Origin of the sequence: Bacillus cereus group sp. BfR-BA-01360 (assembly GCF_022663595.1) — a bacterium.
Lineage (GTDB): Bacteria > Bacillota > Bacilli > Bacillales > Bacillaceae_G > Bacillus_A > Bacillus_A cytotoxicus.
Map to the genome: position 1 here is coordinate 82842 of NZ_JAKUFV010000008.1, position 12547 is coordinate 95388.

The following is a 12547-nucleotide window of genomic DNA, read 5'->3' on the forward strand; positions in this document are numbered from 1 at the left end:
ATGATATGATTGAAAACCCTGCCTTGTTACAACTTATCTGTGATGTAAAAGAAAAAATAATTCTTGATTTAGAATGTGGTGATACTCAGTTACGTACAGAGTTATTACAAAAAGAATGCGCGACCTATATAGGAATTCAAAATAGAAACAACCTCTCCTCGGAAATTGTTTTTATTTTGAATTCACGGAAATGTCACATTATTTTTTTGTATTTTTATACTTCATATGTTATATTGTAAAAATAAGTAGAATGCAATTTCTTTATATCAGAAAAATTGATTACTCTAAATTTTCCGACTTATCATTATTTTATTTTCTTTGAGAATTTAAATGTTGCATTTGAAAACGCTTATTAAGCAAATTTAAGGAGAAAATATGCTAGTGGATGAAGTTAAATGAGTTATTTCAAAAATTTTCTTTCTATTCCCATATAATTCTATTGACTTCTAAATATTTTGTAAATTAAAATGATTACATAAATATCCGTTATGTAAGATTAGGGGGACAACAAAATGGATGCAGCTTTAAAATTAGAAAAAGCTAAAGAACAGCAAACACCAAAGAAACACCCACCAGGATTATATTTATTGTTCTTTACAGAAGCTTGGGAAAGATTTAGTTATTATGGCATGCGTGGACTTTTAGTTCTTTACTTAACAACAGCTGCCATTAGCGGTGGTCTAGGGCTTGATAAAGGTTTCGCAGTGCAATTATACGGAATTTTTACCGCATTCGTATATTTTACACCAATTGCCGGTGGATGGTTAACAGACCACTTTATTACAAGACGTCATGCCATTACCGTTGGTGGTATTATTATGGCACTTGGTAACTTTGTATTATTTTCCATGAATACAAAAACCGGACTCTTTTTAGGACTAATATTATTAATTATTGGTAACGGATTTTTCAAGCCAAATATTTCTACATTATTAGGTGAACTATACGGCGAAAACGATTCACGTCGTGACAGCGCCTTTACTATCTTCTACATGGGTATCAACGTAGGTGCTTTTTTCGCACCGCTTATTTGCGGATACTTAGCTGAAGATTTCTTCAAGACAAATGTTGATGGCGTTATGGTAATGGGTTACAAATACGGGTTCCTTGCAGCTTGTATCGGTATGATTATTGGCCAAGTTGTCTTTAACTTACTAGCTCCACGTTACCTCGGTAACGCTGGAACAACTGTCGTTGGAAAAACAGCAAAAAATAAAGATACGAAAGCAATTGAGAAAAAACCTTTAACGAAACAAGAGAAAAAGCGCACTTGGGCAATTGTTATTTTAACTTGCTTCGTTGTATTCTTCTGGGCAGGTTTTGAACAAGCTGGTAGTTCTTTTACTCTTTATACAAATAAATTTGTTGATCGTACTATTTTTGGTTGGGAAGTTCCAACATCTTGGTTCCAATCTGTTAACCCAGCATTTATCGTACTATTAGCACCATTTGTATCAGCCTTATGGGTTAAGTTATCTAAATCTAAACGTGGTGATTTAAAAGTCCCAACAAAAATGGCTCTTGGAATGATTTTATTAGGAATTGGCTATCTTGTACTCACATTGGCAGTTTTAAAAACAGGCAGTGACGAAGCTCATATTACTGTAAAGGCTAATTTACTATTTATTGTTATCACATATATGTTCCATACGCTAGGTGAACTATTCTTATCACCTATTGGATTATCAATGGTAAGTGCGATTGCACCTGTGAAATTAGCTTCCCTATTAATGGGTGTATGGTTAGCAGGTACTGGTATTGCAAACTATATTGCTGGGGCATTAGCAGCATTCACGCAATCTCTAGGATACTTAGAAGTATTCGCAAGTATTGGTATGATCGTAATTGTACTTGGCTTAATACTTCTCATGTTCTCGAAAAAAATTGCACATATGATGGAATAGTAAAAAAGACTCTCAAATTTGAGAGTCTTTTTTTACTCCAAAAACGAATCTGTTTCTGCCTATATATTATGAATCCTTACATCGCTAAAAAAAGACGTGCGTTTGCAACATCATGCTTTTTTATTTTTCTTCTAACGCTGTAATATCAACCTCTACTGTTTCATGTGGTGCCGTTATATCATGAACTTGTGCAATTCCACGTCCTTCATCACAACTCTCAATCCAAACCGGTACACCTTGATAGGTAACATCTATTTGGCTCGAGGACGATAAAATTTGTTTTACCCGTTTTACATCCATTATGTATTCCTCCTTTTACAAAATACACTCCTCTCTATCTTTCCATATTTTTTTGAATGTATTCCATAAAAAAAGACGTATATTTCTATACGTCTTTCCTAAATATTGAAATTTTATGAAAATAATGTCTTTACCACTTTGCTTACTTTATCATTATGCACTTGGTAATATACTTCTAAACCTCGTCTTTCAAAACGAACAACCTTGTTTTGTTTTAGTTTCGTTAAATGTTGTGAAACAGTTGATTGCGGAATTTCTAATACTTCCTGCAATTGTGTTACATTGCACGTTCCACGTTGCATAAGTTCCATTACTAAGCGCAAACGTAATGGATGAGCTAAAGCTCGTAACATTTGAACATCTTCTTCTAAAATACGACAATCAAATTGGTTTTGATTCATAAAGTTCCCCTCATTTTTTCATTTTATTTTCTCTTTATTTATTTATATACTTGTTTTTATATTTCCTGTTACGACACAACTTTATCAACCTAAACGGTAAAATTATTTTCCTCCTTTTTAATCAACACAAAATACAAAAAACTCGCTGATTTTGAATATTATACTATATGATATAGAAAAAATGCAAAATATTTAAAGCTGAATACATTGCTTCTAAACGTTGATTTATCAACGTTTTTATTATATTTTCTCTCTCTACTTCCTTCTGTAATGGTATTGTAAAATACTGTTCTCAAATGATATATCCTTGTAAAGTTATTTGCCCCTTAGTAATCAGTTTGTTACGATAGAAAGAGTGAATTTTTGGTAAAAGAGCTGATTTCTAATAAAAAATGAATGATTGTCGCTGTACTTAGTATTGCACTCGTTTGGACGATTATCCATAATCTTATACCAATGGAACAAAATTCTCATTTACAAACAGTAGATGGGGATGAAATATCCTTGTCCGACTATAAAGGAAAAAAGTGACCTTGAATTTTGGAGCAAGCTGTGTGGGCCATGTAAAATCAAAACACCTAATATAGGAAAATTCTACCAATACTCAAAAATAGATGAAATTGAAATAGTTGCTGTAAACGCAAATCCTTTTGAAAAAGCCCCTAACTATGTAAAATAATTTCTTTAAGAGAATGATTTACTTTTCCTGTTTGACTTGATACAAAAGGACAAGCGAATACAACTTATCAAATTGCTAGTATTCCAACCTCCTTCATTCTAGCCAAAAAGGTATCATTCATTTTAAACATGTTGGACCTATGACATACGAAAAGATGAAGGAATATATGGAAAGGTGATCATTTTAAACTGTCTATTTTTCTTTTCTATTATTTATGAATAAAATATTGATAGAGTGCTCAAAATATATGAGCACTCATTTTGTCAGATTTATGAACAAAATGTAAGGTTTTGTTCACAAATAACACTATTGTGGAATAATTATACTTTTTCACGTTGACAATAGTGTTGAACAGGATTATACTTAACAATGTAATTTGATTGTGAATTATTTCACAAATAATGTGAATAACTTCACATAATATAGATAGGAGTTGTTATTCTCATGAATACTTGGACACAAATTTATGATCCACTAAACAACATTTGGCTTTCTGCACTAATAGCAGCTTTACCAATTTTTTGTTTCATCATTTGTTTAACGGGATTCAAAATGAAAGGTTATATCTCTGGTCTTTACAGTGTAATTGTTGCTGTTATTATTGCCATCTTTGTGTATAAAATGCCCACAACTGCAGCTGTGGCATCAGCAGGATTCGGTATTTTATCTGGATTTTATCCAATTTGTACAATTGTTATCGCAGCAATTTTCCTTTACAAAATAACTGTAAAAACTGAACAATTTAATGTTATTCGTGATAGTATTTCAAGTATCACAAGTGATCAACGCTTACAGGTATTATTAATCGCTTATTCTTTCGGTGCTTTCTTAGAAGGTGCAGCTGGATTTGGAGTTCCGGTTGCTATTACAGCTGCATTACTTGTTGGTATGGGCTTCAATCCATTAAAAGCAGCAGGTATTTGTTTAGTAGCTAACATCGCTGGTGGCGCAATGGGAGCAATGGGTATTCCAGTTACAGTACCAGCACAATTAACTCAACTTGATGCATTAACTGTCGGTCGTCACACTGTTACAATTCTACCATTTATTAGTATTATTTTACCGTTCTTACTTGTTGCAATGGTTGATGGTTTTAAGGGCATTAAAGAAACATGGCAAGGTATTCTTGTTAGCGGTGTTTCATTTGCCATTACTCAATTTACTGTAACATATTTCTTAGGCGCTGAACTTACTGATATTTTCGCAGCAGTTGTAAGTATGGTTGCTCTTACATTATTTTTACGAGTTTGGCAGCCAAAATCTTCTGCTAAAGAAGAAAAACAAGAAGAGAAACAATCTCATACATTCAATCAAATTTTATATGCTTGGTCTCCATTTGTATTCTTAACTGCATTTGTAACAATTTTTAATTTAAAACCAATTAAAGCTTTATTCGCTCCAAAAGGTGCACTTGAGAGCTTAGTATTCAATATTCAATTCCCTGGTCTTCATAATCAAGTTATAAAAACTGCACCGATCACAAAAGCAGATACACCTTTTGCAGCTATTTTTAAACTAGATGTATTCTCATCTACAACTACTGCCATTGTATTAGCGATTATTGTTTCACTTATCCTATATCGTGTAAATGGCAAAATGATTAAAGAACTTATAATTGAAACACTTAAAGAATTAAAAGCTCCAGTTTATACAATTTGTAGCGTTATCGCTTTAGCTTATGTTGAGAATTACTCTGGGATGTCATCTACACTTGGATTAGCATTCTCTTCTACTGGAAATGTATTCCCAATTCTTTCTCCAATCTTAGGATGGATTGGCGTATTCATTACAGGTTCAGTTGTGTCAAGTGGTTCATTATTCGCACCACTTCAAGCAGTAACTGCAGCTCAGTTGGATATTGTACCATCTACACTTGTTGCGTTAAATGTAGTCGGTGGAACAATGGCAAAAATGGTTTCGCCACAATCTGTAGCAGTTGCTTGTGCAGCAGTTGGATTAGTTGGTAAAGAGTCTGCACTATTTAAAGTAGCAATGAAATATAGCTTAATCTTCTTAGCTATCATTAGCTTACTTCAACTTAACTCCATATTCCATATTTTTTAACATAAAAGGCTGATGACTCGTTCATCAGCCTTTTATATCTCGTTGTTATATTATCTTTTGCTAAATAAAAAATCTTGATACGAACGTATCAAGATTTTTTATTTTTAAGTAATGATGCTCCGGCTATTTCAGGATGTGTCATTTCATATGGATCCAAAATAATATCCAGTTCTTCTTCTGTTAAAACACCATGTTCTAGGCAAAGTTCTCGAACTGATTTTCCTGTTGCGATTGCTTCACGAGCAATGCGAGAAGCAGCTTCATATCCAATATGAGGATTGACTGCTGTAATAATCCCAACACTTCGTTCCACATATTCTTTCAATAGTTCTTCATTCGCCGTAATACCTTCAATGCAATATTCACGGAATACACGAAATGCATTATTCATAATACTAATAGATTGGATTAAATTAAATACGAGAACTGGCTCCATTACATTTAATTCTAATTGCCCTGCTTCAGATGCTAAACAAATCGTATGGTCGTTCCCAATCACTTGGAAGGCAACTTGATTAATCACTTCAGCCATAACCGGATTAACTTTCCCAGGCATAATAGATGAACCTGGCTGACGAGCTGGCAATTGAATCTCTGCTAATCCAACTCTTGGACCAGAAGCCATAATACGTAAGTCATTTGCAATCTTAGACATATTCATCATACATACTTTAAGCGCTGCGGATACTTCTGTATATGCATCCGTATTTTGCGTTGCATCTACTAAATGCTCCGCTCCTACAAGTGGAAAACCACTTAATTCTCGTAAATGCTTTACAACTTGTTCAATATACATTGGATTTGCATTTAATCCTGTGCCAACAGCTGTTGCGCCCATATTAACTTCATATAAATGCTGACGAGATTGTTTAATTCTTTTTATATCACGTTCTAATACACGACTATATGCGCTAAATTCTTGTCCAAGTCGAATAGGAACAGCATCTTGTAAGTGCGTACGTCCCATTTTAATGACATGATCAAATTCTTTCGCTTTCTTTATAAATGCACGATGAAGCTCTTCCATCGTAATAAGAAGCTCCTCTAACATCATTAAAGTTGCAATATGAATTCCTGTTGGAAATGCATCATTTGTGGATTGTGCCATATTGACATGTGTATTCGGACTAATTTTTGCATAATCCCCTTTTTCATATCCCATCCGTTCTAATGCACGATTTGCAATTACTTCATTCGCATTCATGTTAATGGAAGTTCCAGCCCCACCTTGAATAGGATCGACAATAAATTGATCATGAAGTTTACCATCCATAATTTCCTGAGCTGCTGCTGCAATTTCCTTACCAATGTTCTCTGGTAAATAACCTGTTTCCACATTGGCAAGCGCTGCCGCTTTCTTTACAATCGCCATTGCAGTGATGAGTGAATCATGTATACGATATCCTGTAATTGGAAAGTTTTCCACAGCACGTAAAGTTTGAACTCCATAATAAGCTTCATTTGGTACTTCTTTCTCACCTAAGAAATCTTTTTCTATCCGTATGTCTTTTGTCGCTATCATATTTATCACCTATGCTTTTCGTTGTATATCTTTAAAGTTTTAGCATTGTTTCTATGAAAACATCATTTTCATAGAAACATTTCCATCTCCATCCACTATATAGCACCTTATTTGAAAGCGCAAACATTATGTTTTTTATCCCGCTATTTTAGGGCAGCCCGATTGGTGAGGGCTCATAATCAGTAGGGGATGAAGCCCCCACTGATTAAAGTTTCACTTTATCTAATCCTTCCTCTCCTTAAACGCCCCTTTTTCTTCTTTTCTCATAATTTCTACTCGTTTTATTTGATGCATGTCTTTTTCCAGGACTTTGAATACTAATCCATTTGTTTCAATATAATCCCCTTCTGTAATCGTTTGTTTCTGCATCATAATCCAGCCACCGATTGTATCGACATCATTCGCTAATAGCTGTAGTCCAAATAAATCATTTACTTCGCTAATACGTACTTTTCCATCTACAATTTTCCATGTTTCACTTATGTGCTCTATTGGTGGATATTCATCCTCATCATACTCATCTCGAATTTCCCCAACAATTTCCTCTAGAATGTCTTCAAGAGTTACAATACCAGCCGTCCCGCCATACTCATCATATAAAACAGCCATTGGAATTCTTCGCTTTTGCATCTGTAACAACAAATCGTGAATCGGAATGTTTTCTAACACTTCAATGACAGGTCTTGTATACGGCGTAATAGAACATTCTTCCTCTCGTCCTCCATCCATATAGCGAATGAATAAATCTTTTACATTCACCATCCCAATAATTTCATCTTTATCTTCTCCAAATACGGGATATCTTGTATATTTTTCCTGTCTAATAATTTGAATATGCGTCTCAAATGGTTCATCTTCATATAATCCTACAATTTCCGTACGGGGAACCATAATCTCTTTCGCTAATCGATTGTCAAATTCAAAAATGTTATTTACATACTTAAATTCTGCTTGATTAATCTCCCCTCGCTCATAACTTTCCGATAAAATGAGACGCAATTCTTCCTCTGAATGTACCACGTCATGTTCAGAAGCAGGTTGAAGTCCAAATATTCCTGTCACAAAGCGTGAAGACCCATTTAAAGCCCAAATAAAGGGGTACATAATCCGATAGAAATAAATAAGAGGCTGTGACAGTAACAAGCTAACTTTTTCTGCTTTTTGAATCGCAAACGTTTTTGGAGCCAGCTCTCCAGCAACGACGTGCAGAAATGTGATGACTGCAAATGCAATAATAAATGATACTGTACTTGCAGCTACTGATGAAATATTCATTCTCAAAAATAATGGCTCTAACATATGTTTAACTGTCGGTTCACCTAACCACCCTAATCCTAAAGCTGTAATTGTAATTCCAAGCTGACAAGCGGATAAGTATTCATCTAAATTCGAAGTGACTTTCTTCGCCGCTAATGCCCCTCGTCTTTTTTCGATTACAAGTTGATCGATACGACTACTTCTCACCTTTATAATGGCAAATTCAACGGCAACAAAAAAGGCTGTTAAAGCAATTAAAATAGCAACCATAAGTAATTTTAAAATTCCCACCAAAATCCTTTAGCTTTCTCGCTAAAGTTACACCTCCTTTTTAAAAGAAGTTTTCCTTTAGTTTCTTCATTTATTGAAAAGCAAATCTAGATAAAATTCCCCAATTTTCATTCCTCATATCATTCTAATGGAAGTAAATCTGGATTTTGGAAAAACAAAAATTTTTTCCCTGCTATTTCATCGACACATATCGGCTCTGTCTCTACTCCATATCGTTTTAAATGTGCAACCGCTGCTTATATATCCTTTAACAGCAAATATTAAAGGTTTAAGACCTGTTATCTCTGGGAAGCTTAGACGCTTTGGTGGATTTAAAAAAAATCATTTAATTTGCTATTCATTTCCTACACATAAATCGAATTTATAAGAATTCCTATCTTCTCTGTATACTTCATTTATTATTTAAAATCCTAAAATTTTTGTATAAAACTACTTAGATATCCCGAATTTAGAACAAATAATTGCACCGTAGTGAACCCTAGACATATCCATTTTTCACACGTTCTTCTGGAAATCCATTGTAGAAACTTAACGAAGTTATATCGATATGGCAATAATCCCACTATTTATGATTACAGATTCTTTCTTGTTACAATAATGTATTCCTCATTTTTTGCACACAATAATACAAACGTAAATAGATACCTCATAAATAATCGCGATATCTATTTTTTATACATGTACAATCTCCTCTATTTAGCGTACAATATTTTTTATGTGTCTTATCTATATACGCTACTGAAGAATATATTGATTAATTTAAAGGAGAGCAACAAATGAAATTTGATTTAGAGAAAAATAGTAGAACCTCAAAGCAGCACGCTAAAAAAAGACGTCTACTTTGGTTCATTGTGATTCCATTACTCATCGTTACGCTTGGAAGTGGAAGCTACTTCTTCCATCTATATAGTAAAGCAAAATCTATTGTGAATAATGCTTACTTGGAATTAAACCGAGGCGATAAATCAAATAAGCGAGAAAAAGCCGTAAAACCTATGACAGATAATATTTCTGTTCTTATTATGGGAGTAGATGAGAGCGATATTCGCGAGAAAAATTACGGTAAAGCGACACGTACAGATGCGCTACTACTTGCTACAATTAATAAAAATGACAAGTCAGTCAAGCTTGTTAGTATCCCTCGGGATTCCCGTGTATATATTAAATCACGCCATAAAAAAGATAAAATTACACACGCCCATGTATTTGGTGGTGTTGATAGTACCATTGATACTGTCGAACGTTTTTTAAATGTTCCGGTTGATTACTATGTTAAATTTAACTTTACATCTTTTATCAAAATTGTCGATTCACTTGGTGGTATTACTGTGGACGTCCCAGTAGAATTTACAGAACAAAACAGTAAAGATGAAGCAGAAGCAATCCACCTCAAAAAAGGGCGTCAGCATTTAAATGGTGAAGAAGCACTTGCCTTAGCAAGAACTCGACATATTGATAGTGACTATATGCGCGGGCAGCGTCAACAGCTTGTTTTAGAAGCAATTGCTCAAAAAGCATTATCTATCAATTCTATTAACAAACTTGGCAGTTTATTAGATGCCGTTGATCGCGATTTAAAAACGAATTTAACTTTTGATGACATGATGACAATTACAAAGCATTCAATGGGCTCAGATTTAAAAATGGACAAGCTTCAAGTAAAAGGATCAGATAAATATATAGATGGTATTTATTACTATGTCCCTGATGAAAAGAGCGTTCAAAATATATCTGTTACTTTACAAAAACATCTAGAGGTTACGAATAAAAGTGAACATAAAAAATTATAATAAAAAGGCTGCTAGAACTTTTCTATGCAGCCTTTTTATTATAATTATCCTTCCCCATTCTTAATAGATAATAATTCCCAAAAATAGGTTATTATTACATAATTGTAACATTATTTATATAAAGATTACACTTTCATAAGAATAATAGTATACTGGTACATACATAATGCTATTTGCATCATTCTTATGTAAAAAACAGAATACATATCATGTTATCCATTCATTACTAAGGGGGAAAACAAATGAAACTGCACCAATTCCTTATTTGTTCTGCTATTACTGGTGGTATCTTACTTTGTGCAGGTGGAATCAGCGGCTATCAGTACATATCAAAACTAAATAAAGAACTAGATACTACTGCATTACCACATACTACATTTGAAGGGATTCCTCTGGATGGAAAAAATAAGCAAGATATTCAAAAAATTGTGCAACAGAAAGTAGAGGAATTAAATAAAAAATCACTCAACTATGTATTTGAAAACAATACACAAACATACACATGGAAAGATCTCGGTGTAGAATATAAAGAAAAAGATATCGTTGCGAATATTTTTAAAGAACAGCAAGGAAACATTATAGATCGTTATAACATGAGAAAAAAGGCGATACATGGTGAATTAAAACGCGAGTATAAGCTGAAGCCACAGTTAAACTCTACTGCTTATGAAGCCTTTATGGAGGATAAATATAATGAAACTTTAAAGAATCCTGTTAATGCTGAATTAAACATTTCAGGAACTACTGTAAATATTAGCGAAAGCCAGAACGGTGAAAAAATTGATAAAGAGCAATTAGCAATCTTAACAAAACAAGCCATTGCTGCAAATACACAAAACATCAAACTTCCTATTGCTTCTATCAAACCTGAACGTTCTACAGAAGATATACAAAATATGGGGATCAAACAAGTGATTGCAGAATATTCCACGCCTATGACTGGACGAAATGGAAGCCAGTCCTTTAATGTAAATAAATCTGCCAATACATTAAGCGGAGCAATTGTAGCACCAGATGAAACATTTAGTTTCAATGGACGTGTCGGAATTACAGATGCTGCACACGGCTATAAGTCAGCTGCTGTCTATTTACAAGGAAAGGTAGTTCAAAGTGCCGGGGGCGGTGTTTGTCAAGTAAGTAGTACTTTATATGGAGCTGTACTACGTGCAGATTTAGGAGTTGTTGCTCGTAGTAATCATTCTATGCCTGTTCACTATTTACCACTCGGACAAGATGCGGCTGTAGCTGATTACGGCCCTGACTTAAAATTTAAAAATAATACTGGGCATTATATTTATATTCAAGCATTCTCTGATGGTAACCGGATTACGACTCGTATTTTCGGTACGCCAACTGGTAAGAATGTGGAAGTTTCCTCCAAAGTCATCAGCAATACTGGAAATAAAATTACTGCCGTTACATACAAAAAAGTAACAAAAGATGGGCAAGTCATTTCAAATGGTCAAATTTCAAAAAGTGTATATAAAAAGGCGTGATTCATCACGCCTTTTTCGTATGCAACAATTGCATGAAGATCTCCAAATGATTTTTCGTTTCTTCTAAAGACCATATACGATTTCCATACTTGGCAGCTAATACACACCCTTCTTCCCACGCTTCATCCTCACATATATGTAATAGCTCCTCTTGTAAATTTTGAATATTTTCTTGTTCTTCTTGCTCCAAAAACTCTTTCATTGCCTCTGCTATTTCTTCTTCATGCACGCTCAATGTGCAATATGCTTTAAAAAAATATTGAAGTGTTGAATACATATTGCCCCTCCTTTTTTATTTATCTGATGGGTAGGAAGTAACTATTTTAAAACCTAATGATCCTGATTTATCTCTTGCGAGAACTGTAACTGTATTCATAAGTTTATCCTTTACACTCATATTCTTTTTTAATACCGTTTTTCCAACAGGGAATGAATGTTTTGTATGTAAGACAAGACGATTTTCTTTAGAGTTCTTTAACCACTTATCAATTTCCTGCTCATGTTGCTTTATACTATCTTTTACAGCTTTTGTAGCCGTTTCTTTATCATAATATGTACTTGCTGCAGATACTTTATCAGTACGCAAACGTTCCTGTAATTGTTCTTCTGTTTTACCGACATGTCTTTCTATCGTATGACCATTTTTCGGTGGTCCTTCCATTTCGTCTAAAATATTGTCACTCACTTTTTCGATGGATGCTGAGTTGTTTCCTTTTTGTTCTACTTTCTTTTGCTCTTTCCCAGCACATCCACTTAATATAAGAATCATTGCCAGTAAACTACTTAACAATATGTTGCCAAATCGTTTCATTCTATCACCTCTTCCATGATTATTATTGTAAC

Annotated in this window: 10 protein-coding genes and 1 pseudogene; 4 read left to right on the forward strand and 7 right to left on the reverse strand. The window is 34.0% G+C overall.

Going from position 1 to position 12547, the window contains the following annotated elements:
* Positions 1-512: 512 nt before the first annotated feature.
* Positions 513-1904 (forward strand): peptide MFS transporter, encoded by a 1392-nt coding sequence (locus MR056_RS09915; protein ID WP_011983638.1) that lies wholly within the window; start codon positions 513-515, stop codon positions 1902-1904.
* Positions 1905-2024: 120 nt separating this feature from the next.
* On the opposite strand, the gene MR056_RS09920 is transcribed toward MR056_RS09915, so the two are convergent.
* Both MR056_RS09920 and MR056_RS09925 read right to left on the reverse strand, forming a co-directional pair.
* Positions 2025-2204, reverse strand: a complete 180-nt coding sequence (locus MR056_RS09920) for an acid-soluble spore protein H (RefSeq protein ID WP_011983637.1) — start codon at positions 2202-2204, stop codon at positions 2025-2027.
* Between the two features lie 113 nt (positions 2205-2317).
* Positions 2318-2605, reverse strand: coding sequence for an ArsR/SmtB family transcription factor (locus MR056_RS09925; protein WP_011983636.1), 288 nt, complete (start codon positions 2603-2605; stop codon positions 2318-2320).
* A 1123-nt stretch (positions 2606-3728) separates the two neighbouring features.
* Between MR056_RS09925 and MR056_RS09930 the strand changes: the two genes are divergently transcribed.
* The gene (locus tag MR056_RS09930; protein ID WP_048723255.1) at positions 3729-5348 is read left to right on the forward strand and encodes an L-lactate permease; all 1620 of its coding nucleotides are present in this window, start codon (positions 3729-3731) and stop codon (positions 5346-5348) included.
* A gap of 88 nt (positions 5349-5436) precedes the next feature.
* Here MR056_RS09930 and aspA read toward each other — a convergent pair whose 3' ends face one another.
* The 3 genes and pseudogenes from aspA to MR056_RS09945 all read right to left on the reverse strand — a co-directional run bounded on the left by aspA (position 5437) and on the right by MR056_RS09945 (position 8910).
* Positions 5437-6870, reverse strand: a complete 1434-nt coding sequence (aspA, locus tag MR056_RS09935; protein ID WP_011983634.1) for an aspartate ammonia-lyase — start codon at positions 6868-6870, stop codon at positions 5437-5439.
* Between the two features lie 222 nt (positions 6871-7092).
* Positions 7093-8418, reverse strand: coding sequence for a hemolysin family protein (locus tag MR056_RS09940; RefSeq protein WP_011983633.1), 1326 nt, complete (start codon positions 8416-8418; stop codon positions 7093-7095).
* 119 nt (positions 8419-8537) lie between these two features.
* Positions 8538-8910, reverse strand: a pseudogene (locus MR056_RS09945) (VOC family protein).
* A 284-nt stretch (positions 8911-9194) separates the two neighbouring features.
* Between MR056_RS09945 and MR056_RS09950 the strand changes: the two are divergent.
* Positions 9195-10208, forward strand: coding sequence for an LCP family protein (locus MR056_RS09950; protein ID WP_011983632.1), 1014 nt, complete (start codon positions 9195-9197; stop codon positions 10206-10208).
* A gap of 242 nt (positions 10209-10450) precedes the next feature.
* Positions 10451-11704, forward strand: coding sequence for a VanW family protein (locus MR056_RS09955; protein ID WP_011983631.1), 1254 nt, complete (start codon positions 10451-10453; stop codon positions 11702-11704).
* A gap of 4 nt (positions 11705-11708) precedes the next feature.
* Here MR056_RS09955 and MR056_RS09960 read toward each other — a convergent pair whose 3' ends face one another.
* Positions 11709-11981 carry a hypothetical protein gene (locus MR056_RS09960; RefSeq protein WP_011983630.1) on the reverse strand — a complete coding sequence of 91 codons (273 nt, stop codon included), beginning with the start codon at positions 11979-11981 and terminating at the stop codon, positions 11709-11711.
* A 15-nt stretch (positions 11982-11996) separates the two neighbouring features.
* Positions 11997-12515 carry an RNase A-like domain-containing lipoprotein gene (locus tag MR056_RS09965; RefSeq protein WP_011983629.1) on the reverse strand — a complete coding sequence of 173 codons (519 nt, stop codon included), beginning with the start codon at positions 12513-12515 and terminating at the stop codon, positions 11997-11999.
* Between the last annotated feature and the right edge of the window lie 32 nt (positions 12516-12547).